20 protein-coding genes and 1 pseudogene are annotated in these 21,106 nt (G+C 69.8%); 10 read left to right on the plus strand and 11 right to left on the minus strand.

Features of this window, described 5'->3' with window-relative positions:
• Positions 1-112: 112 nt before the first annotated feature.
• The gene (locus D7V88_RS10930; RefSeq protein WP_120540566.1) at positions 113-634 is read right to left on the minus strand and encodes a hypothetical protein; all 522 of its coding nucleotides are present in this window, start codon (positions 632-634) and stop codon (positions 113-115) included.
• 161 nt (positions 635-795) lie between these two features.
• Between D7V88_RS10930 and D7V88_RS10935 the strand changes: the two genes are divergently transcribed.
• Complete coding sequence (locus D7V88_RS10935; protein ID WP_120540567.1) at positions 796-2,076, plus strand: lipoprotein N-acyltransferase Lnb domain-containing protein; 1,281 nt, start codon at positions 796-798, stop codon at positions 2,074-2,076.
• Positions 2,077-2,080: 4 nt separating this feature from the next.
• Here the strand turns inward: D7V88_RS10935 and D7V88_RS10940 are convergent, their stop codons facing one another.
• Positions 2,081-3,412 (minus strand): ATP-binding protein, encoded by a 1,332-nt coding sequence (locus D7V88_RS10940; RefSeq protein ID WP_120540568.1) that lies wholly within the window; start codon positions 3,410-3,412, stop codon positions 2,081-2,083.
• Between the two features lie 28 nt (positions 3,413-3,440).
• Between D7V88_RS10940 and D7V88_RS10945 the strand changes: the two genes are divergently transcribed.
• Positions 3,441-3,986 (plus strand): response regulator, encoded by a 546-nt coding sequence (locus D7V88_RS10945; protein ID WP_244238092.1) that lies wholly within the window; start codon positions 3,441-3,443, stop codon positions 3,984-3,986.
• 243 nt (positions 3,987-4,229) lie between these two features.
• Here the strand turns inward: D7V88_RS10945 and D7V88_RS10950 are convergent, their stop codons facing one another.
• Together D7V88_RS10950 and D7V88_RS10955 are read right to left on the minus strand one after the other, a co-directional pair.
• The gene (locus D7V88_RS10950) at positions 4,230-5,528 is read right to left on the minus strand and encodes an acetamidase/formamidase family protein (protein WP_120540569.1); all 1,299 of its coding nucleotides are present in this window, start codon (positions 5,526-5,528) and stop codon (positions 4,230-4,232) included.
• A 25-nt stretch (positions 5,529-5,553) separates the two neighbouring features.
• On the minus strand, positions 5,554-8,625 hold the full coding sequence (locus D7V88_RS10955) for an aminotransferase class I/II-fold pyridoxal phosphate-dependent enzyme (protein ID WP_120540570.1): 3,072 nt from the start codon (positions 8,623-8,625) through the stop codon (positions 5,554-5,556).
• A 184-nt stretch (positions 8,626-8,809) separates the two neighbouring features.
• Between D7V88_RS10955 and D7V88_RS10960 the strand changes: the two genes are divergently transcribed.
• Both D7V88_RS10960 and D7V88_RS10965 read left to right on the plus strand, forming a co-directional pair.
• Positions 8,810-9,019: a hypothetical protein gene (locus tag D7V88_RS10960; protein ID WP_147448682.1), complete on the plus strand. Its 210-nt coding sequence runs from the start codon at positions 8,810-8,812 to the stop codon at positions 9,017-9,019.
• 103 nt (positions 9,020-9,122) lie between these two features.
• Positions 9,123-9,650, plus strand: coding sequence for a YbhB/YbcL family Raf kinase inhibitor-like protein (locus tag D7V88_RS10965; RefSeq protein WP_120540572.1), 528 nt, complete (start codon positions 9,123-9,125; stop codon positions 9,648-9,650).
• A 26-nt stretch (positions 9,651-9,676) separates the two neighbouring features.
• Here D7V88_RS10965 and D7V88_RS10970 read toward each other — a convergent pair whose 3' ends face one another.
• The 7 genes from D7V88_RS10970 to D7V88_RS11000 all read right to left on the minus strand — a co-directional run bounded on the left by D7V88_RS10970 (position 9,677) and on the right by D7V88_RS11000 (position 16,299).
• Complete coding sequence (locus D7V88_RS10970; RefSeq protein WP_120540573.1) at positions 9,677-10,129, minus strand: RrF2 family transcriptional regulator; 453 nt, start codon at positions 10,127-10,129, stop codon at positions 9,677-9,679.
• A 2-nt stretch (positions 10,130-10,131) separates the two neighbouring features.
• Positions 10,132-11,127, minus strand: coding sequence for a 2Fe-2S iron-sulfur cluster-binding protein (locus D7V88_RS10975; RefSeq protein ID WP_120540574.1), 996 nt, complete (start codon positions 11,125-11,127; stop codon positions 10,132-10,134).
• Between the two features lie 19 nt (positions 11,128-11,146).
• Positions 11,147-11,512 carry a group I truncated hemoglobin gene (locus tag D7V88_RS10980; RefSeq protein ID WP_120532438.1) on the minus strand — a complete coding sequence of 122 codons (366 nt, stop codon included), beginning with the start codon at positions 11,510-11,512 and terminating at the stop codon, positions 11,147-11,149.
• 151 nt (positions 11,513-11,663) lie between these two features.
• Positions 11,664-12,599, minus strand: coding sequence for a DUF6999 family protein (locus D7V88_RS10985; RefSeq protein WP_120540575.1), 936 nt, complete (start codon positions 12,597-12,599; stop codon positions 11,664-11,666).
• Positions 12,600-12,602: 3 nt separating this feature from the next.
• Positions 12,603-13,475 (minus strand): acyl-CoA desaturase, encoded by an 873-nt coding sequence (locus D7V88_RS10990; protein WP_120540576.1) that lies wholly within the window; start codon positions 13,473-13,475, stop codon positions 12,603-12,605.
• On the minus strand, positions 13,468-15,342 hold the full coding sequence (locus D7V88_RS10995; RefSeq protein ID WP_120540577.1) for a StlD/DarB family beta-ketosynthase: 1,875 nt from the start codon (positions 15,340-15,342) through the stop codon (positions 13,468-13,470). Before D7V88_RS10995 ends, D7V88_RS10990 begins: the two co-directional genes overlap by 8 nt.
• 84 nt (positions 15,343-15,426) lie before the next feature.
• Complete coding sequence (locus D7V88_RS11000; RefSeq protein WP_120540578.1) at positions 15,427-16,299, minus strand: cupin-like domain-containing protein; 873 nt, start codon at positions 16,297-16,299, stop codon at positions 15,427-15,429.
• A gap of 253 nt (positions 16,300-16,552) precedes the next feature.
• Between D7V88_RS11000 and D7V88_RS11005 the strand changes: the two genes are divergently transcribed.
• The 6 genes and pseudogenes from D7V88_RS11005 to D7V88_RS11035 form a co-directional block, all read left to right on the plus strand.
• Positions 16,553-16,822, plus strand: a complete 270-nt coding sequence (locus tag D7V88_RS11005; RefSeq protein WP_120532443.1) for a GlsB/YeaQ/YmgE family stress response membrane protein — start codon at positions 16,553-16,555, stop codon at positions 16,820-16,822.
• 219 nt (positions 16,823-17,041) lie between these two features.
• Entirely contained in the window at positions 17,042-17,848 is an 807-nt protein-coding gene (locus D7V88_RS11010; protein ID WP_158625059.1) for a DUF2092 domain-containing protein, read from the plus strand.
• A 2-nt stretch (positions 17,849-17,850) separates the two neighbouring features.
• Positions 17,851-18,297 (plus strand): hypothetical protein, encoded by a 447-nt coding sequence (locus D7V88_RS43000; RefSeq protein ID WP_158625060.1) that lies wholly within the window; start codon positions 17,851-17,853, stop codon positions 18,295-18,297.
• A 224-nt stretch (positions 18,298-18,521) separates the two neighbouring features.
• The gene (locus D7V88_RS11025) at positions 18,522-19,340 is read left to right on the plus strand and encodes a transglutaminase-like domain-containing protein (RefSeq protein ID WP_120540582.1); all 819 of its coding nucleotides are present in this window, start codon (positions 18,522-18,524) and stop codon (positions 19,338-19,340) included.
• Between the two features lie 313 nt (positions 19,341-19,653).
• Entirely contained in the window at positions 19,654-20,751 is a 1,098-nt protein-coding gene (locus D7V88_RS11030; protein ID WP_120540583.1) for a hypothetical protein, read from the plus strand.
• 26 nt (positions 20,752-20,777) lie between these two features.
• A pseudogene (locus tag D7V88_RS11035) lies at positions 20,778-21,106 on the plus strand (hypothetical protein); the annotation flags it as partial.

Raw genomic sequence — 21,106 nt, forward strand, 5'->3', positions numbered from 1 at the left:
ATTTCTTCCGACGCTCGCGTGAGAGCGAGGAGGTCCCCCGGACCGGGAAGCCCCACCCCGGCCTACCTCCTCGTCCCGACGGGTCCACCGGACGCGCCGGAGGCGCGGCGCCCTAGAACGCGTTGACCCAGCGGGTGTTGGTGTCGCTCTGGAAGCGGTGCAGGGGGCTGCCGGCCTGGCTCACCAGGATGACGTTGGAGCCGTCCGCCATGCGGGCCGTCACCGTGATGGCGTTCATGTTCCAGTTGTCGCCCGTGGAGAAGATGTCCGGCTGGCCGGAGGTGAACTGGATGGCGAAGTCCAGCAGCAGCCCCTGGTAGATGCCGGCCGGCGTCGCGAAGGTGACCGTCTTCGTGGAGGAGTTGGGCCACGACACGCCGTTGTTCAGGTTGAAGCTGGTGACGAGCTGGTTGCCCGACGTGTTCGTATAGCGGAACGACGCCACCGCGTTGCTCGCGGTGCGCAGGTCGTCCCCGCCCGTGACGATGGTCACCGTGAGCTGGGTGATGCGGTGGGCGTCATCGATGGCGAACGCGGCACCGGGCGACAGGGTGACGACGGCCACCGCGACTGCGGCGACGAGGGTGGCGAAGGCGCGGCGGGAGACGGCGCTCAGGGAGCGGATTCCAGTCATGGCAGGCTTCTCTTTCGTGGGGTGCGGGGGTGGGACGGACACGTCACCCGCCACCTCCCAGAGGCGCGGGCTTCAAACACCCTGCCGGGAAGCCCCCGACGCGCACACTGCCAATCTTCTTGCACTGCCCCCGGGCGTGGCGACCGCGCGATACCGCGCGCATGGCCCGACCTCTCTGCCTGCTGCTGCTCCTCGGATGGCTGGGGAGCACCTCCGCGCAAGCCGCGCTGCCCCCGGGTTTTGGCGAACATCCCGAAGACCTGCGCGTGAAGCTGGTGACGTTCGGTCCGGGCCAGGAGGCGCACCAACTCTTCGGACACAGCGCGCTGTGGCTTGAGGACACGCGGCTTGGCACCGACGTCCTCTACAGCTACGGGATGACGACGCACGAAGGCCAGGGCAGTGCGCTCCACTTTCTCGTGCGGCATCAGCCCTTCTGGGCCGCGCGCCTGCCGGTGGCGCACACGTTCGCCACCTACCAGCGGGAGGACCGCTCCATCACCGCGCAGGAGCTGCGCCTCACCCCACGGGCACGACGACGGCTGCTGGCCCGACTCGAACGGGACGTGAGTCCTGAACACCGCCTCTACGCCTATCACCCCACCGACAACAACTGCGCGACGCGCGTCAGGGACGCGCTGGACGACGCCTGGGAAGGTTCGCTCCGCGCGGCGTCCACCCTCCCCGCGCGCCTCTCCTGGCGCGAACACCTGCGGCGCCATACCCGGCACCATCCGGTCGTGGGACTGCTGCTGCTGACCTGGGTGAACGACGTCATGGACGCCCCCAGGACGCGCTGGGAGGAGGCCTTCGTGCCCCGGGAGCTGGCCCGGCTGCTCGACACCGCCTCCGTGCCGGAGGGACACGGAGGGTTCGTGAGCCACCGGGTCAACGTGTCCGTGTCCAGCGCGACGCCTGTCTTTGACGAAGAGGCCAGCGCCCCCCTGCTCCAGGGTCTCTTCATCCTGGGCGCGGCCATCGCGGGCGGTGCGGTGCTGCTCTCCCCGCGGCGTGGGCGCGAGGCAACGCCGGGAGTCCGCATCGCCTCCGGGCTGTACCCCGCGCTGTTCGGGCTGATGTCCGGCGCGGTGGGCTGCGTGGGCCTGGTGCTGACGCGCTACTCCGAACACGCGGCCCTGCGCGGCAGCGAGTCCCTGCTGCTGTTCAACCCGCTCGCGCTCGCGCTCGTTCCGCTGGGAATCGGCGTGGCGTTCGGAAGCCAGCGCGCGGAGCGGTGGACACGCACCTGCGTGGTGGGGCTCACGGGCTGCGCGCTGCTCGCGGTGGCGCTCAAGGTGCTGCCCGCCTTCGGCCAGGACCTCCGGGAGCCGCTGGCGTTGATGCTCGTCGCGCACCTGGGCTTCGGGCTGGCCTGGGGACCCACGTGGCACCGTGCGCCTGGCGTGTCCTCGCGACTGGAGGCGCGGCCCCAGCGTGGCTGAAGGCTCAGCCGCCAGACGGCAGCAGCACGTCCACCCGGGCACCCCCTCCCGGTGGGCTGGAGGCGAGGAGGGAGCCGCCGCTCGCCTCGACCAGCCCGCCCACCAGGAGCATGCCCAGTCCCGAACCGTCCCGCTTGGTGGTGCCGCCCCAGGGACGCGCGCCCTCCAGCAGCCCCTCGCGGAAGCCGGGACCGTCGTCGCTCACGCGCAGCCGGATGAGCAGGGGATTCCCATCCGGCTCCACGCTGACCCGCACCGTGCGGGCGCCTCGCTGCCCATCGCCTTCGCAGGCATTCACGAGCAGGTTGGTCACCACATGGGACAGGCCCCGCTCACCGCCGACGATGCGGGCGCGGGGTGCCTGGCCCCGCGGCGTGTCGGGCGCCTCCGTCCCGACGACGATGTGGACGTGGGCGAAGCGCGACCGGACGACGTCCGCCGCGTGGCGCAGCGTGGCGCCAACATCCACCAGCTCCGCTTCGTCGATCATCGCCAGCTCGCCCAGCGTGCGCGACTTCACGCTGGACACGAAGTCCCCCAGCTCGCGCAGGTCCTGCACGAGCGCCTGGGCGTAGCGCGAGCACGCGGCGCTGGCAGGGTCCCGGACGAGGAGATCCGCGCGCAGTCGCGCCGAGGACAACAACGTCCTCACGTCATGGTGCTCCCGCAGGAGCAGGTCCAGGTGCCGGCGGGTCCTCTCGACACGCGCGCTCTCACATCCCGCCTTGAGCACCATCCGCCGGGCGATGACACAGGCCATGGAGGCAACCGCCCCCACGCTTCCGATGAAGATGAAGAGCAGCGCCACCTCCGACAGGCCGTAGGTGACGAAGCGGGCGTTGAGGTGGAAGTCCAGCGCGACGAGTCCTCCCATGAGCAGGAGGTTCGCGGCGGCGCCCGCCCAGGCGGCCCGGGGTGACAGGCGCAGCGCGGTGATGAACACGACTGCGATGGCGGCGGACGGGTCGGGCATGCGCAGCAGCCCCGTGTAGTGGGGGCCGTGCCATACCAGCGTGGACAACAGCGAGGCATGGGCGAACACCGCGTCCAGCACGGTGGAGGCGACCAGCAGGCCGGGACCGAACAGGCGCCGCCGGGCGGCCCACCTCGCGACCGCGGACGCGCCGATGGCGAAGCCCAGCACGGGCAGTTGCACCAGCGCCGCCGGAATCCCTCCCTCCGCGTGGATGCCGCCCAGCATCAGGAACCGCGTCAGCACCAGCCCGCAGAACACCATGCGCACCGTGCTCACCCACGCCTCGCCGTCGTTGGAGGCGTCCGCCAGGACACGGTGGGCAATCTGTTCCGGCGTGGCCGGCGGAGGGTGCTCAGACATCGGTGCTAGGTTTCAAGAGGTGGGCCGCGTGCGACATCTCTTGCTGGTGGAGGACTCGGAGCGGCTGGCGTCCGTGCTGGAGGACGCGCTGCGCTCCCACGCCGAGCACATCACCCACGTGACGACGCTCGCCGCGGCCCGGAAGGTGTTGAAGGAGCAGCCCCCGGACGCCGTGCTGTTGGACGTCAGCCTTCCGGACGGCACCAGCGACACGTTGCTGGAGGACCTGCAGGCCGTGGAGCCCCTGCCGCATGTCATCGCCATCAGTGGCAACGCCACCGCCGAGCAGGCCTTCCGGCTGGCCTCCGGGGGTGTGCGGGCCTTCCTCCCCAAGCCCCTGGACCTGACGCGGCTGGAGGAGGTGTGGACGCGGACGCTGGCGCGGCCTCCCGACCTGGTGCACGCGCTGCGGGCGAGCGCCGGGCAGGTGCCGCTGCACCAGTTGGAGGGCGTCGTCCGGGACACGCTGGTGGACGAGGCCCTGGCGAAGTCCGAGGGCAGTGTGCGCGGCGCGGCGAAGCTGCTGCGCATCTCGCGGCAGTTGCTCCAGCACATCCTCAACGCCCGGAAGTGACGCCACGAGGCCCGGCATCGGCCAGTCTCCCTTCCGCTTGCTCCGGGCGCACTCCGCGTCCGCTCCCGGCGAGCCAGGAGCCCGCTCACCTCTTCAAGCGCCGTACCAGCAGGCCCGGGGCGACGCGAAGGTCGCGCGTCCCTCGGGCCGTGAGGGCGCGACGGAGGCAGGCGCTCCGCGTTCGTGGGCTGGCAGGCTACAAAAGCGCGCTCCCGCGTGGACCGGGAGGCAACAGGGCCCGGCCTACCTCCCGACGGGGAGCAGCTTCGCGAGCCGCGCCTTCTCCAGCTTCGCGACGACGCCCACGCTGCGCCCCGCGAGGTTCGCGACGACGTACTGCACGGAGCTGCCCAGCACCTGCGCGCTCTCCGACAGGGTGAGGCCGTACTCCTGCTCCAGCCACTGCGTGAGGCCCTGCGTCGCCGACCGCAGCGCGTCGTCCAGCGAACCACCCTGCCCCAACGCCATCAGGTGCGTGGGCGACTCCACGCGGGGCGTGGAAGGAGGCGCCTTGCCGCGCACCACGTCCACGGTGAACTCGACCTCCATGGAGGTCTCCAGCGCGTACTGCGACGTTTCGCCATCGCCCTGCGCGGCGTGCGCGTCCCCCAGGTAGAGCAGCGCGCCCGGCTGGGACACGGGCAGGAAGACGGTGTTGCCCTCCACCACCTCGTTGAAGTCCATGTTGCCGCCAGCGCGGCCCGTGTCGCCGGTGGACGCAGACGCGGACCCGAACCCTGGCGCCACCGCCAGTCCGCCCAGCATGGGGCGCAGCGGGACGGTGAAGTGCTTCAAGCGCTCCGTCGGGGTCTCCGGGCTCGCGACGCCGCGCTCCAGGTCCAGCTTCCAGCGCACGGGCTTGCCCAGCTCCGTCGCCTTCGCGGCGAGGCCCGGCGTGAGGGCCCGGCCCACGATGCTGTCCAGGCTGTCCGCGAACGTCCGGTTCAATCGCAGGCGCTTGAGCCGGATGACCAGCGTGTCCCCCGGCTCCGCGGTGGCGATGAAGAAGGGACCTGTCTGCGGATTGCCGAAGAGCGCGCGCGTGACGCCGTGCTCGTCCATGCCGCCCGAGTCGAGCGTCGTGGTGCGCACGGTGTCTCCCGGCCAGAGCGTGAGGACCGGCTTGCGGTGGGCGGAGAATTCGTTGGACCACGAGGTGGGCTTGAACTCATGCACGCGCGGCGGGCCGGCGGGGCGCACGGGAAGCAACCGGGCCGTGAAGGCGTGCGTCACGCGCGTCTTCGGGTTGTTGCTGTCCGGGTAGTCCGCGGTACCGCGCAGCACCTCCCCGCCCACCTTGCCGCTGAAGACATACGTCTGCTTGCGCGCATCCGTGACGACGAAGCGGAGGTCGTTGCCCACGCGCTCGCCCTCCAGCGCGTCTCCGTCCAGCACGCCGGTGAGCCGCTTCCCGGCGCGCTCCAGCGTGAGCGTCTGGTAGGCGGGATTGCCCCACAGGTCGGTCGTCACCAGCCAGGACTCGGAGGCCGCGAGCACGGCCGTGGGCAGGCAGCAGAACAACAGGGCGAGGAGTCTGGGCATGGGGGAAGAGTGTAGTCCGCCAGGGTCAGCGCAGCCGCTGTCCGAAGGCGCGCAGCCGGTCGCGGGCCTTGAGCAGCTTCTCCCTGGGGATGGAGAACACCGCGCGCACGCGCTCCGGGTCTCCGCACCACGCCCCGCCGTTGAGCACCACGTGGGTGTGCTCGTAGACGACGCGGGGCAGGTTCTCCGGCGTGAGCTTCACCCCGTCCACCGTGCGGCCCAGCCAGGCCGTCATGGGGGGCGCGAGGAAGAGGCCTCCCGCCTCGGTGGACTCCGCGCGGCCGTCGTCGGGCAGCGCTTCGGCGATGAGCGCGCGCTTCTCCGCGAGGTCGCGCCGCATCCTCGCCAGGAAGGCCCGGAGCGCCTTGTGTCGCGCCGGATAGAGCAACTGTCCGTCCGGGCCCCGGGCATGGGCCGCGTACAGGTACGCCGCCGCGCGCGCGGTGGGCGCGTGCAGCACGCCCGGGGCGCTGTCGCGCAGCGCCGCCACCAGGGCCCGGTCCTTCGTCGCGAGCCAGCCCACGCGCAGGCCCCCGGCCGCGAACTCCTTGGACAGTCCCCCCAGCAGCACCGTGTGCGCGCCAATGCCGGGCACCGCGCCCTCCAGCGTTACCGGGCTGTGCACGGTCTCCGCCGTGGGATTGGTGAGGTTCACCAACCCGAAGATTTCGTCCGACACCCACAGGCAGCGCTGCTCCACCACGTACGTCGCCAGCGCCATCAACTCCTCGTGGGAGAGGTAGTGGCCCGTGGGGTTCGCCGGCTGGGACATCACCACCGCGTCCGGTGCCCCGCCGCGTGAACGGCGCGTCAGCAGCGTGGAGAGCGGCCCTGACTCCACCTCACAGCCCGCAGCGAGGAACGTGGGTTCCAGCACGCCGTAGCAGGGCGAGACGAGGAACACGCGCGGCCCCCGGCCCAGCCGCTTGCGCAGCGCCACGCCCAGGTGGTGCATGAGGGGCCAGACACCGGGGGCCACGACCACGTCCTCGGCGGTGTAGCGGGCGCCGCGCGTCTCCAGGAGGAAAGCCGCCACGGATTCGGCCAGGCCCGTCTGCGTGGAATCCGCGCGCGGGGCGACTCCCGCCGCGATGAGCCCTTCCACCAGCGGCAGCGGCAGCGGGCCTTCGTTCTCGCCGTAGTCCAGGCGCACGAGCTCCGGGTCGTCCTCGCGGAAGAAGCGGGGGGCGAACGCGGGCAGGGCGGACAGCCGGGCGATGCGCTGCGCGCGGGGCAGCGGCACTTCGGGTGCGCGGGGCGGCATGGGCGGCTCCGGCTCCGCGAAGGCCATGCGGAAGGCGAGCAGTTCAGAGAAGGTGCGCTCGTAGAACCACTCCGCGAAGACGCTGATGCGCGAGTATGTCACCTCCGCGGCCACCTCCAGGTCGGCGCGCAGCGGTTCGGGCACGGGCAAGAGCAGCGTCAATTCCAGGTCCGGCCACACCGCGTTCTTGATGAGCCCGTACAGGATGACCAGATTGGGTGCGTGCTGGGTCCTCGCGAGGAATTCGAAGAGCGTGCGCGGCTCCACTTCGCCGGTGATGTTGAAGAAGGCGCTCTCGTCCAGCACCACCCAGATGCCGCGCCGCGCGGCCTCCGCCACGATGTCGCGCAGCACCGCGAGGTTCGTGCGCTCACCGGGCTCCACCGTCAGCAGCACGGCCTTCACGTCGAAGGCGGTGAGCAGCCGGCGGATCTCCCCCAGCGCGTTGTGCGTCACCGTGGCGCGCACGCCCGCCTTGTCCAGCGCGCGGGCGTAGAGCGGGTGCAGGCTGCGCGACACCAGCACCGTGTCGCCCGGATCGCACGTGGCGAGCAGCAGCGAATAGACGGCCTGCTCACGCTCGGGCGCGACGAACAGGGAGTCCTCCGACAGGCGCAGTCCGAAGTGGCGGTCCAGGTAGCGGGCCACCAGCCGGCGGAAGGACGCATCGCCCGCTTCGTGCGCATAGGGCAGACGGGGCGACTGCGACAGCCGCTCCGCGAGCGCCGTGACGAAGCCGAGCTGTTCGGCGGACGCGGTGCCCAGGTCCAGCTCCTCTTGGAGCGAAGCGATGCCCAGGCTGCGCAGGGCGGCGCGCAGGGCCAGCGTCTCCCGGGGCAGCGACAGGTGCGCTTCCCACACGGCCACTTCGTGCCAGATGGGCTGGCCGGACTGGAGCCAGCCGAGCGCGGTCGCGGCGCGCAGAGGCTCCGGGCTGTGGGCCTCCATGAAGAACTCGAACTCCCGTCCGGTGCGCTGCTCCAGGGAGACCAGGGGACGGATGTCCGTGTCCGCCGCCTGCATCACGCGGCGGGCCACGCGCACGCGGGTGGTGAAGCCGCGGCGGGTGAACATGCGCGCGATGATGGCGCGGCCCGGACGGCCCGCGAGGTTCAGGAGCAACCGTCCACCGGAGTGGAGCCGCTCCGGGGCCTCGTCCAGCAGCCGCGCGATGAGGCCAAGGCCGAAGTGGTCCTCGTAGACGTTCTGGAGCGAGGTGTAGTTGGACAGGTCCAGCAGGGCCTGCTCATCCGCCTGTGCGAGCTCCGCCGGCAGCTCGTCACCGCGAAGCACCTGGGGAATGCACCCGACGATGAAGTCCCAGTCGGGCTTCTGGGGCAGGCCGCGCAAGAGGTCGCTCTCCCCGAAGGACAGCCGCGAGACGAGTTGTTCGTCGCCGTTGAGCCACGCATTGCAGAGGCCCACGGCGGGAGCCTGCGGATTGAGGTCCAGGCCGCGGATGCGCGCGAGGCCGGTGAACTTCGCCAGCGCGATGCAGATCCACCCGGAGCCCGCGCCCACCTCCACCAGGTGCTTGCCGGCGTACTCGTCCAGCGGGACCTTGAGCAGGCCTTCCAGGAAGGTGAAGGCCCACGCCTCGGGCGCGAAGATGGACGGCGGGATGAGCAGCTCCAGCCGCTCCTGGGATGCGCCCACGGCGACCACCACCGACGCGAGGCGCAGCGGTGCGCCCTCGGGTTTGTCGCGCGACAGCTCCGCCAGTGCCCGCAGCTCCACCAGCGCCTGGCCCCGCGTCTCCGGTTGGCTCAGCGCCTCGGCGAGCGAGCGAAGCTGGAGGAAGGCTTCACGGGGAGACGCAGGATAGGTGGCCATGGCGCGCGCGACTGTCCGGGCCCGGGTGTCCCCTGTCAACGACGGTCGCGCAACGCGCCTCGTCATCGCGAAGACACCGCACGAGGCCACACACTTTCAGTCCTCGTCCGCGCCGCGTCCCGATTCTTTCAGCTCCACGGAGGGCTCCTCCCGGGCATCGGGCCGGACAGTAGGATGCGGCGGCATGAGCCCGAAGCGACTTCCAGAACAGGTCATGGAAGCACTCCTGAACTTCCTGGCGGAAGAGCCTGATCTCCGCGTGGGACAGGCGATTGCAATCGCCGCCTCCCGGCTGACGGGGCAGTGCGATCCCTTCTCGATCGAGGATGAGAAGATGATCAAGGCCCTGCAAGAACTGACCATGGAGTACCGGGCGAGAAGGGCCACCCGCTGAAGCGCCATCCCTCCACATTGCGACAGTCGGTGTGCGGGGGCGCGCGCCTCCCGGTGCGGGTGGTTATTTTCGCGCCCCCTCTTCTTCCCCTGGAGCCCGCCGCATGAAGGTCAATCCCTACGACGCCCTGCCCAAGGTGCCCTCCTTCACCGTCACCAGCACCGACGTGCGCGACGGGCAGACACTGTCCACCGCGCAGCTCAGCGGCATCTTCGGCGCGGGCGGCAAGGACGTGTCGCCGCAGCTTTCCTGGAGCGGCTTCCCGGAAGGCACCCAGAGCTTCGTCGTCACCGTCTACGACCCGGACGCGCCCACCGCGAGCGGCTTCTGGCACTGGGCCGTGGTCAACCTGCCCCGCTCCACCACCAGCCTCCCCACCGACGCGGGCTCCGAGGACGGCAAGAAGCTCCCCTCCGGCGCCTTCCAGTTGCGCAACGACGGCGGCATCGCCCGCTACATCGGCGCCGCGCCTCCGCCGGGCCATGGCGCGCACCGCTACTTCATCGTCGTGCACGCCGTGGACGTGGAGTCGCTCGACGTGCCGAAGGACGCCTCTCCCGGCCTGCTCGGCTTCAACCTGTTCAGCCACACGCTCGCGCGCGCCACGCTCGTCGGCACGTACGGTCGCTGAACCTCTTCCCGGCCACGTCGGGGGCTTCAGCCCTCCGATGTGGCCGTGGGGAAGAAGAGGTCGGCCAGGCCCGGCTTGGAGCGGCGCAGCAGGTCCTCCAGCGTGTACTTGTCCAGCGTGGCCAGGAACGCGTCCCGGGCCTCCGCCAGCACGCCCTTGAGGCCGCAGGCCGGCGCGATGGGACAGGTGTTGCGCTCGCGGTCGAAGCACTCCACCAGGTGGAAGTCCGGTTCGCCCGCGCGCACCACCTTGCCCAGCCGGATGTCCCCCGGTGGCTTCGCCAGCAGCACACCCCCGGAGCGCCCCGGCTTCACCTCCACCCAGCCCTGCTGTCCCAGGGTCTGCACCACGCGCACCAGGTGGTGCTTGGAGATGCCGTAGGCGTCCGCCATCTCCTGCGTGGATGAGGGCCGGTCAGGACGCGCGGCCAGGTACATGAGGACGCGCAGCGCATAGTCAGCGTGAAGGGTCAGGTGCAAGGTCAGGCGGCTCCGGCGACTCGCCCTGCTGGCGACGTGCTCGGCAGGAAGGCATCCGCGTGGATGTCCTTCAGCGAGAACCCCGCCAGGAAGAGCTTCTTGCGCAGGGATAGCACCCCTTCGGCGTTCCCGCAGAGGTAGGCCCGCCAGCCCGTGGGCCGCTTCGGCACGGTGGCGAGCACGAGCGCCTCCAGCGCCCCTTCGCGCACGTCCCCACCGCCGCCTGCCAGCACGGTGGGCTGGTAGTGGAGGTTCGGGTGCCACGCCGCCCATTCGCGCAGCCTCTCCACGAGGTACAGGCCGCCCGGCTCCCGAGCGCCGTGGAACAGGTGGATGGGCCCGGTGTGCCCGGCTTCCAGCGCGTCCCGGACAATCCCATACAGTGGCGCGAGCCCCGTGCCCGTACCCGCCAGCAACAACGGAGCTTCCGGCTGTCCGGGCACGTAGAAGCAATCTCCCGCCGGGCCCTGCACCTCCACGCGCTCGCCGGGCCGCACGTCCCGGGCCAGCCAGCCACTCATGGCGCCCCCAGGAATGAGCCGCACATGGAGCTCCAGGGTGCGCTCCCGGGGCAGGCTCGCCAGCGAGTAGCTGCGGGCAAGCCCGTCTTCGCGCACCACCGTGACGTACTGCCCCGCCCGGTAGGAGAGCGGGCCTTCCGTCTCCAACCGCACTGACAGCACGTCCGGGGACAGCGACTCCAACGCGACGATGCGCGCGGGGATGCGCAGCTCGCGGGCGCCCGCCACCTCCAGCACCGCGCCGTCCGGGAGCCGGCACGCGCACGCGAGGAAGTAGTTGCGCGCCTGGAGCGTGTCCTTGAGTCCGACCTGCGCGGCCGGGGGCACGGTGCCCTCCACCGCGCGCATCAGACAGGACTGGCACGCGCCCGCCTTGCACGCGTGGGGCACATTCACGCCCTGCCGCAAGAGGCCGTCCAGCACCGTCTCCCCGGACTCCAGCGGGTACCACGCGGCTTCGTGTTTCACCTTCGCCATGGCGATCCCCTTTCCGGACTCAGCGGTTCAGCACATCCGCCCGGGCCCCCTCCGCGACCGCCATCACCTTCCCCACCAGCTCCGCGGACACGCCCAGCTCCTCCAGCGTCTCCTTCAGGTGCCCCGCCACGGCGTTGAAGTGCGTCTCATTCAAGCCGCGCTGGACCAGCGGCCGGTGGCCCTCGCGCATGTCCTTGCCCGAGTAGTTCGCGGGGCCCCCGCACACCATCGTCAGGAACGCCTTCTGCTTCGCGGCCTGGCGCTCCATGTCCACGGTCTCGAAGAAGTGGCTGATGCGCTCGTCGCCCAGCACCTTCCGGTAGAAGAGCTCCACCGCCGCCGCCATCGCCGGCTCTCCGCCAATCTGCTCGTACACGCTCGACATGTCGCAGCTCCCCGCCCGGACCCGGGCCCTTAAAGATGCATTCAGGATGCATCTTTAAGGGCTGGCCCGTCAATCCGCCTGAAGCAGCGGAGCTGTTCGCACCGATTCGGTGGGACGACGCTCGGCTTCGGCGTGTCGGGGGGGGCAGCGCCTACGCCGCCCCGCTCACCGGCTGTGCCGGCAGTTGGAGCGTGGGCGCCACGATGCGCGCCAATTGCGGCATCCGGCCGTGCTTGCACTCCACCAGGAAGCCGTGGAGCAGCTCCGCGGACAGGCCGTGCAGCATCAACCGGAAGCCCGCGCGCATCGTCGTCAATGGCACCAGCGGATGGCGGTTGTTCACCAGCGCCACCAGCCCCGGCGCCTGGAGCAGCGTCGCGACGTAGATGGCGATGGTCTCATCCAACTGCAACGAATTGCTCGCGCGCCAGAAGTCCCGGTCCGTGAGGAACAACTGATACATCGGAGTGAAGAGCTCGATGGCCGATTGCAGGTCCAGGAAGTTCGTCCACCCGTTCGGCATCTCCTGGATGGGGAACTCGTCCGACACGCCACTGAAGTCCAGCTTCGCCGGCGGCGACAACGTGCGCCCCTGGTCCCTCAATGCACGGCTCAGCCGGATGACGAAGTTGTAGAGGTTCAGGTCGTGGTTCAGGAAGATCTCATCCCGGACGTGCACCAGCTCCGTCGGACGGATGGGGTTCGTGGGCACGTTCAACTCCGACGCGTTCCGGGCGATGAAGTCGAGAATCTCCGAGCCCACGTGGAAGTGCCGCAGGATGAGGTAGTTGGCCTCCGGGCTCACCCACGTCTTCAGCCCCCACGCCAAGAGCCGGTGCAGCAGCTTCGAGGACGTGAAGCGGTTGGGCATGAAGATCTTCATGCACTGGAACAGGATGATGCACAGCCGCGCGATGGGCCGGATGACCGGCAGCATGAACTGCCTCGCCCGCGAACGCTGATCCACCAGCATCGCCGCCTTGGTCCGCTCGTGCATCGGCAGGCTGCGGTCCAGGAACAGCGCGACCCAGGGGTCGGGATCCCTCGGGTCGTGCGGTTCGCTGTTCAGCAGTTCGACGGGATCCATGGTTCACCGGGACAGGGGGACGGAAATGGGACCCGACGGCGCCGGTCGGTGCATGCGCGCTTCGATGTCCGCCGGAGCCGGAACGCGCAGGTCGCTGGCAAGCCCCAGCCGCTCGAACAATCGCAGCACGTGCCAGATGAAGTCGAACTGTCCTGGCAACAATCCGTGCCGCGCGCTCGACGGGAAGCTGTGGTGGTTCGCATGCCACCCCTCGCCCAGCGTGAACCACCCCATGAACACGCCGTTGCGCGCCTGATGCACCTCCGCGTACGGACGCTCGCCCCAGAGGTGCGCCACGCTGTCGATGGCGTCCCCCAGGTTGAAGATGACCACCAGCATGCCCCAGGCCGCCGCCACCCCCACCGGCCCGAAGAGCAGGTAGCCGCCTCCCACCAGGGCCAGCACGTGGAGCAGGCAGAGGACCGCGTACGGCCCGGGCCGGCTCACGAAGGCGTACCAGGGGTCCGCCGCCACGTCCTTCGCCAGATGGTTGTATTGCAGGTTGCTGCGCGGCCGATGCCACCCGTCGTAGAGCACCCGCAGCGGCCCCGCGACGGAGTACAGGAAGCACACCACCGGGTTGCGCGTACCGATGTACCAGCCCACGTGCGCCCACCAGAACCCGTCCAGCACGGGCGAGTGCGGATCCCCCGCCACGTCCGTGTGCGAATGGTGCCAGCGGTGGTTGCCCGCCCATTGGATGGGCGTCCCCGCCGGCAGGCCCACCGTCACGAACAGCCGCTCCAGCCAGCGGTTCAACTTCAACGAGCGGTGCGACAACACCCGGTGGTAGGCGACGTTGATGGCCAGCCCCGCGAGCAGGAAGTAGCCCGCGCAGAACGGAACCAGCCACAGCGGGTGCAGGGGCTCAGACATTGCCAAGCTCCTCCAACTGCAACCGGTACAGCCGCGCCGTCACCTTCGCCGTCTTCACGACGCGCTCCGCCAGCTCCGGCGTGAGGATGCCGGAGGCCAGCGCCCCGTCCAGCCGGTCCAGGTGCGTGGCGTCATTTTCCCCGTGGTACAGGAAGAAGCGCACCTGGTCGTCCGTGAGGCCGAGCTGGTCCTTGATGGCCGTGCCCCAGCGGCGCGCCACCCGGTTGCCCAGGCCCTCGATGATGAACATCGCGCCCAGCAGGTCGAACGGGTTCTCCTGGCTGGCGCGCTGGAACATCCACGCGGACAGCGCCTCGCTGCCAATGTTCTTCGGCGCGCGGGTGATGGCCTCCTTGGAGCCGCCCACCGACACGTAGTGCCGCTCCAGCATCTCGTAGTCCCGGTGTTCGTCCCGGGCGTGGTGGATGAAGGAGGAGCGCAGCGCCAGGTGGTCCGCCGTGATGCTGGACGCCGCGCGGGCAATCCACCGCGAACCCTCCACCACCTGCTGGCGCAGGTTGATGAGCAGCGATTGGTAGTCCTCCACGGTGAAGACGCCGCGGTTCAGCTTCGACAACATGGGCACCTGGTTCAGGCTGGATTCGAAGTCCACCCAGACGTGCGTCAATTCGCGCACCAGCTTCTCGCGCAAGGGATCGCCGTCCACCTTCGGGGTGAGCGGCAGCGGGCCCGGCTCCGGCAATGTGGCCTGGACGCCAACCTCGGGCGCCGCGCGCTCCGGGCCCACGACGGTGAGCATGGCGTAGCAGGTGATGAAGCCGCCGCTCTCCGGCACCATGCAGAAGATGCGCTGGCCGGGGCGCGCCTTCCCCTCGTTCACCAGTTCCTCCAGCATGAGGAAGATGGAGGCGCAGCCGGTGTTGCCGCGCGTGGAGAGGTTGGTGAACCAGCGCTCCTCCGGGATGCGCACGCCGCCCTTCTCCAGCAGCTTCACGATGGGCTGCTTGAAGTAGTGGGACGAGTAGTGGACGCAGAACCAGTCCAGCTCCTCCGGCTTGATGCGCCCCTGGTCCATCAGCGCGAAGAAGCCGTCCACGCCCAGCGCCACCAGCGACTCCAGCCGGCGGATGTCCTGCTTGATGTTGAAGAAGCCCTGGGCCGCGGCCTGCGTGACGTCGGGCGCGTCCAGCCAACTGGGACCGAAGCCGCCGTCCGGAGCGCGGTTGGCGCCCACGGACATGCCCAGCTCGTGCCGGTTCGCATGCGAGCGGATGTCCATCCACTCCACCTTGAGGGACAGGCGCGTCGGGTGCGGTGTGTCCTGCACCACCGCCGCGCCCGCGCCGTCGGAGAGCATCCAGCGCAGGAACTCCGCGTCGAAGGGAACGGGCCCGTCTCCGGCGACCTCCTCGTAGTGGCTGGCCTTGATGAGGCGGCTGACCAGTTCGCTGGCGCAGACCACCGCCCGCTTCGACACCCCGGCGGCCACCTGGAGCGACGCCATGCGCAGGGCCTGCATGCCGCTGGAACAGATGCCGTGCAGGGACGCGATTTCACACGCGGGGCCTCCGAGCGCCCGGTGCACCTGGCTGGCGAAGCCGGGCAGCACCAGGTCCCCCTGCGTGCTGCCCGTGACGAGCAGGTCCATCTCATTCAGCGTGATGGGCGAGCGCGACAGCGCGTCATGGATGGCGTGGACCGCCAGGTCCCAGTTGCGAAAGAGCGTCTTCTGCTCGCGGTCGATGGCGTAGTGGCGGTGGGTGATGCCGTTCTGGGAGAGCACGCGGCTGCGCGCGCGCGAAGGGCTGCCCCGCACCCTGCCGAGGTAGTCCTCCATCTCGTCGTTGGAAATGGGTTCGCCGGGGAGGAACTTCCCCAGGCTCGTGATGAACGCGTCGTGGGCCATGGCTCACACCATAAGCGGAGCCCTGCCACGACGCAGGCGGAGGCGCACGGACACTGTCTGTGCGCCTCGCGGACCCCGGGGGAATCAGGCGGGGAGGAGCTGGCGCGCCCGGCGGACCACGCGCTCCACGCCGCTCTTCATGTGATCCAACGGAAGGAAGCGGTTCACCGGCACGGGCCGGTACCCCACGCGTCCCAGGCGCGTGCGCAGCGCGTGGTTGGCTCGCAGCGCGCGCAGGTGGCGGGCCGTCTCACGCGTGTTGAAGATGATGGAGAGCGACACGGAGACATCCTCCAGGCCGTTCTTCACGTAGTGCGGCGCCACGAAGGGGATGTGCAGCGCGTCGCCGGGGCCGAACTCGTAGCGCGTCGCCGTCGCGTCGAAGGTGTCCCGGTAGTTCACCCGCGAGCCGGAGCGCACGACGAACGACTCCAGGTCGGGCGCGGGCACCACCTGCTCATCCCACGCCGGTGAGACGTGCACCGCCTTGCGCCCCCGGAACTGCATCAACAGCGTGGAGTAGCGGTCCAGGTGGAAGGGCGTGACGCTGCCAGGGGAGGCGATGAACAGGTAGAGCATTGGATCCACGGCGGTGTGGCCCACGCCCTGCGCCTGCATCAGCGACTCCACCTCCGCGAGCAGCGCGCGGAACAACTCCTTGAAGCTGGGGTCCTGCTCCGGTGCGCGAAGCATGATGTACGAATTGCTCGTCATCATGTTCTCCACCGTGTCCTTCAGCGACAGCCCGGTGCGGTGGTCCACGTGCGCGCGGTCGAAGTCCGCGTCCTTGGGCAGCAGGCCGGAGCTGAAGAACACGTTGTCGGCGGGCAGCCGCTGCGCCACCCCCGCCAGGTTCTCCAACTCCAACGCCGGATGTCCCAGCAGCGTGTGACGGCACCGGTAGGACTCACGGTCGAAACACAACGGCGCTTCAGCGGATTCAAAGATGCGCTTCATGGACACGACGAACTCCCTACCGCCTTCGCGGCGTGGTGTTCACCAGATGCCAACAGAGCGCATGTCCTCCGTCAAAATGGGGCGTTTTGCCCCGCGTTGTTTCTCCTGAAACCAACGTACGTCCGCTGCTGAACGGTGCGGGGCCTGGAATGCAGGCCCTCCGGTCGGAGAGGCATCGTCCTTGGGGGTGGGGCAAGCATCCTGGAGGCATCGTGCCCATGTTGCTCCCATTCATTTGCGAAGGGGGAACGACATGGGCTTGGAAGCAATCCTGTTGTGGGCGGTCATTGGCCTCATCGCCGGGTGGCTCGCGTCCGCGGTGGTCGGGGGCGGTTACGGCGTGGTGGGCGACATCGTGGTGGGCGTGGTCGGTGCGTTCCTGGGCGGCTTCATCTTCCGGGCGCTCGGCACGAGTGCTCCGTTCGGCGGACTCGCGGGCACCATCTTCGTGGCATTCATTGGAGCGGTGGTGCTGCTATTGGTGCTCCGGGCCATTCGATCGGCCACCGTCCGAAGGGCCTGACCGTAGGGCGCTGAAGTCTTCCGGCCCCTCTCCCATGCGGAGGGGGGCCTTTTTCTTGGGGGCACGCGCACCGGCAGGTAATGCCACCCACGCCCGTCTGTCCTTGCACGTCGTTCCAACGTCCCCATGTTGCGAATGTCGGAAGAGGTGTTCGCTTCCGGAAGAAAGAGGGGGACGGCCGTGCGACCGAGCGTCAAAGACAGGCATCACAGGAAGCGGTTGGCGGCTTGGGGGCTCTGCGCCGGCTGCCTGTTGGGCTGGAGTTCCCCCGCGCTCGCCGCGACCACCCCCCAGGAGAAGACCTCCAAGAAGACCTCCAAGACGGCCGCCTCGGTGGAGCCCCAGGCCATCGCCGCGCTGGAGCGGATGGGGGACTTCCTTCGCTGCCAGCGGACCTTCGAGGTCACGGCGAAGACGACCACGGACGCGATCCTCGACACGGGACAGAAGGTCCAGTTCGCCGGGACCGCGGACATCCGCGCGCGGCGTCCGGACCGCCTCCGCGTCGACAGCGCGACCGACCTGAATCAGCGCCAGTACTTCTATGACGGCAAGCACTTCACGGTGAATGGACCGGGCACGGGCTTCTACGCGTCGTTCAAGGCCCCACCGACCCTGGAGAAGACCCTGGAGGCCGCCGAGCAGCGCTACGGCGTCGAGCTGCCGCTGGTCGACCTCTTCTACTGGGGCACCGACAAGGCGAGCGTCAAACAGATCAAGTCCGCCGTCTACGTGGGGCCCGCCACGGTCGAGGGCGTGGCCACGGACCAATACGCCTTCCGGCAGGGCGACGTGGACTGGCAGGTGTGGATTGAAAAGGGGGACCGGCCCGTGCCGAGGAAGTTCGTGGTCACGAGCGTCCAGGAGCCGTCGCAACCGCAACACGTCGCGACGCTCGACTGGAACCTGAAGCCCCGCTTCGATGATGCGTCGTTCAACTTCGTCCCGCCCGGGGACGCCCACCGGATCGCCTTCGAGGACGCCCGGCAACGGGCCGGTCGGAGCACCCCCAACAGGAGCCGTTAGCCATGCGCCCCCTCAAGAGCCTCCAGGCCTTCGCACTCGTCGCCGCGCTCGGGGTCTTCACCGGGAGCACCGAAGCCCGCTCGGTGCACAACACCGCGCGGACCAGCGTGAACACCAACGTGCACCGCGACCGGGACGTGGACGTGCACCGCGACCGGGACGTGGACGTGCACCGCGACGTGGATGTGCACGACGTGGACGTGCACCGCGATGTGGATGTCCACGTCGACGACGACCACTTCGACCATCCCGTCGCGGCAGCGGCCGGGGTGGCGGCCGCCGCCACGGTCACCGCCGTCGCGGTCGGGTCCGTGGTGAATTCGATTCCGCCGTCGTGCACCACCACCGTGATCAACAACGTGGCGTACCAGAACTGCAGTGGCACCTGGTACCAGCCCCGCTACTCCGGCAGCGACGTCACCTATCTCGTCGTCAATCCGCCCCAGTAGATGCGCGGGGTCGGTGTCCCCGGGTGATGACGCCAGACATCGGTCCGTGAACCGCGGTCATCAGGTGACAGGCATTGTCACGGGGGACCGGGATGCCGCGACCAGGAGTTTCCAAGGGTTGGGCTTCGTGAAGCATGCACCGGGGTTGGCACAGGCCGTGCTCTAGCCCCCTGCATCCCCGCCGATGCACGTCGGCCTTCACCTGCCTTCCGAGGACCTGCCCCATGGCGCTCGCCCCCCTCTCCCGCCCGTCTGTCTCCAGCTCCTTCACGCAGCGTCCCTCCGGTGTCGCGCAGGGCTGTGGCGGGGCCGGACAGCAGGTCGTGGTGAAGGTCGTCAACGGCAGCGGAGCACCGCGACAGGAGCAGGGCGCTGGCACGCTTCCCCCGGAGCTGTCGTCCCTGTTGCGGCAACTGGGCGTGTCCCCCAAGGACATCCAGGGCCTCACCGACAGCCTCGGCGGCTCGAAGCAGGTCGCGCCGCGACAGTTCCAGCAGTCGTACCACCGCGACAGCTTCGAGCCGTCGAAGGGCCAGGGCCGGTCGGCCCAGAAGGCCCAGCCGGTCCCCCAGAACACGCCCGCGGTGCAGCAGCAGAAGACCCTGGCGCCCCAGGGCACGGCTTCCACCCCGACGCAGGACGCGAAGGGCCCCGCTTCCGGCAAGGGCGCGGAGCAGGTGGCGCAGGACATCGCCAGGGAAGCCACGTCGTGGAAGTACGACTACACCGGCGGCAAGTCGTGGCAGAGCGCCATGGACAACGCCGCGAACTTCGACACGTCGAAGGCCGGCGTCTGCGTGGACATGGCCATCGAGGCCGAGCAGCGCTTCGAGAAGGAGGGCGTGGAGGCCCACGTCGTCTTCGGCAAGACGGCCGAAGGCGGTCACGCCTGGGTGGAGTTCAAGGGCGACGACGGCAAGTGGCAGGCCTTCGACCCCACCGCCGCGGCCTGCACCAAGAAGGCGGACGACGCCATCACCCCCTACGAAGGCGGCCCCTACCACTACCAGGGCGTCGACGAGACCCACGAGGCCGTGGCGTAGCACCCCCTCCCGCATCGACATCATCCCCCTCCCCCACGACCCGGGCTTCCACCTCCACGGTGGAGGCCCGGGTTTGTTTCTTGGGGCCCGGCCTGATGACGCCAGACACCAGGGACCAACGGCAGTCATCAGGACGCTGTCCTCCAGGTCCTCCCGCACGGCCACCGTCCCGCCGGCCTTCACGAGCAATCCCGGAGGTTTGGCGCAGCGGGCGCGCTCATGTGGGCCCTGGCACGCCTCCTGCTGTAGCCCCCCACATCAGCCGACGCGGTCGGCTTCCACCGCCGACCCGCTCTCTTCGAGGAACATCGCCATGGCGCTCTCCCCCATCTCCAAGTCGTCTGTTCCCAGCACCTCCCTCCACCGCACCCAGGCCCCCGAGCTCGCGTCTCCGATGCAGCGGCCCTCGCCGGTCGCGGCGGACTCGCTGAAGGGCGGCGCGCTGCAGGGCCTGCTCCAGCAGGACGGCTTCGACGCGGTGGGCGGCGCGGCCAAGGGCGGCATGGAGAAGCTGGGCCAGATGCTCGCGCTCCAGGTGCTGGGGGAGCTGTCGAAGATCCTCGGCGGCGAGGGCCTCGGCGGCGCGCAGGGCCCCCAGGGTGCCAGCGGGAACACGGGCGTCGTCGGGCCCAATGGCAGCCAGATGGGCCTGGGCGCGGACTCCTTCGACGGCGGCGGCGTGCCGGACCTGGGCGCCGAGGGCGCGGACTTCGGCGGTGAGCAGCCCGCCGCCCTGCCACAGCCCCAGCAGGAGGCCGTCGCGGGCGACGCCGCCCCGGCGCCGGTCCAGACCCCGGCGCCCGCTCCCGCCGCGCAGAAGGAGCCGGCCGTCGCGGGCCCCCAGGGCGCCTCTCAGTCCCAGGGCGCGTCGAAGGGCAAGAACACCATGACCCTGGTCAACGACGGCACCACGCCGATGAAGGTGAACTTCACCCCCAACGCGGGTGACAAGGCCGTGGACTCCGTCACCCTCAAGCCGGGTGAGACCCAGACGGTGCAGTTCCCCGACGGGTGGTCCGGCAACTTCCGCAGCGACGCTGGCGACGGCAAGAACGCGACGCTCGGTGAAGTGAAGTTCGACGGCGGGCACGGGAACACCTACTACGACGTCAGCTACATCGAGGGTCACAACGCCTCCATGACCATGCAGCCGGAGAGTGGCGGCCGTCTGTCGGGCACGATGAAGAACCTGCTGGATTCCGCCCCGGACTCCGTGAAGGCCAAGGGTACGGACGGGCAGGCGTACGGCATCAAGAAGAGCACCACGTCCAACGTGCAGGATTCGGAGGTGGTAGACTTCTTCCGCAAGCACGTCGGCGCGGATCAGGGCTACGTCATCCCCACCGACGACGCGAGCACGCTGGGCAGCAACGACAGCAACCTCGTCGTCCACATGAAGAACCTGGCCTGATTCCCCCTCCCTAGAGGCCCCGTCCCATGAGCGTCCGCCTTCCTCCCAACATCCCCCGACCGGGCGTGCCCGTTCGAGGTCCCAGGGAGGAAGGACCGGCCGAAAAGGCGAAGCCCTCCGAAGGCAAGGCCTCCTCCGGCAAGGCCTCCGCGAAGGGGGGCGCCGCGAAGGGCGCTTCCGCCAAGGGCACCTCCGCGAAGGGCGGTGCCCAGGAGTCCCAGGGCCAGGAGGGCACGTCCGCGCGGTCCGGGGAGGCCGGACGCGGAGGTGGCGGAGAGGCCGCGAAGAGCGCCCAGCAGAAGGACGGGATGGCGCCCAGCACCCAGCGCGGCGCCGGTGCGTCCGGGTTCGGGGG

It is taken from the genome of Corallococcus terminator, from assembly GCF_003611635.1.
Classification (GTDB): domain Bacteria; phylum Myxococcota; class Myxococcia; order Myxococcales; family Myxococcaceae; genus Corallococcus; species Corallococcus terminator.

Bases quoted from the DNA above. Each gene is read 5' to 3' on its own strand.
- D7V88_RS10930 (WP_120540566.1), bottom strand. From the start codon at position 634: ATGACTGGAATCCGCTCCCTGAGCGCCGTCTCCCGCCGCGCCTTCGCC.
- D7V88_RS10935 (WP_120540567.1), top strand. From the start codon at position 796: ATGGCCCGACCTCTCTGCCTGCTGCTGCTCCTCGGATGGCTGGGGAGC.
- D7V88_RS10940 (WP_120540568.1), bottom strand. From the start codon at position 3,412: ATGTCTGAGCACCCTCCGCCGGCCACGCCGGAACAGATTGCCCACCGT.
- D7V88_RS10950 (WP_120540569.1), bottom strand. From the start codon at position 5,528: ATGCCCAGACTCCTCGCCCTGTTGTTCTGCTGCCTGCCCACGGCCGTG.
- D7V88_RS10955 (WP_120540570.1), bottom strand. From the start codon at position 8,625: ATGGCCACCTATCCTGCGTCTCCCCGTGAAGCCTTCCTCCAGCTTCGC.
- D7V88_RS10960 (WP_147448682.1), top strand. From the start codon at position 8,810: ATGAGCCCGAAGCGACTTCCAGAACAGGTCATGGAAGCACTCCTGAAC.
- D7V88_RS10965 (WP_120540572.1), top strand. From the start codon at position 9,123: ATGAAGGTCAATCCCTACGACGCCCTGCCCAAGGTGCCCTCCTTCACC.
- D7V88_RS10975 (WP_120540574.1), bottom strand. From the start codon at position 11,127: ATGGCGAAGGTGAAACACGAAGCCGCGTGGTACCCGCTGGAGTCCGGG.
- D7V88_RS10980 (WP_120532438.1), bottom strand. From the start codon at position 11,512: ATGTCGAGCGTGTACGAGCAGATTGGCGGAGAGCCGGCGATGGCGGCG.
- D7V88_RS10985 (WP_120540575.1), bottom strand. From the start codon at position 12,599: ATGGATCCCGTCGAACTGCTGAACAGCGAACCGCACGACCCGAGGGAT.
- D7V88_RS10990 (WP_120540576.1), bottom strand. From the start codon at position 13,475: ATGTCTGAGCCCCTGCACCCGCTGTGGCTGGTTCCGTTCTGCGCGGGC.
- D7V88_RS10995 (WP_120540577.1), bottom strand. From the start codon at position 15,342: ATGGCCCACGACGCGTTCATCACGAGCCTGGGGAAGTTCCTCCCCGGC.
- D7V88_RS11000 (WP_120540578.1), bottom strand. From the start codon at position 16,299: ATGAAGCGCATCTTTGAATCCGCTGAAGCGCCGTTGTGTTTCGACCGT.
- D7V88_RS11005 (WP_120532443.1), top strand. From the start codon at position 16,553: ATGGGCTTGGAAGCAATCCTGTTGTGGGCGGTCATTGGCCTCATCGCC.
- D7V88_RS43000 (WP_158625060.1), top strand. From the start codon at position 17,851: ATGCGCCCCCTCAAGAGCCTCCAGGCCTTCGCACTCGTCGCCGCGCTC.
- D7V88_RS11025 (WP_120540582.1), top strand. From the start codon at position 18,522: ATGGCGCTCGCCCCCCTCTCCCGCCCGTCTGTCTCCAGCTCCTTCACG.
- D7V88_RS11030 (WP_120540583.1), top strand. From the start codon at position 19,654: ATGGCGCTCTCCCCCATCTCCAAGTCGTCTGTTCCCAGCACCTCCCTC.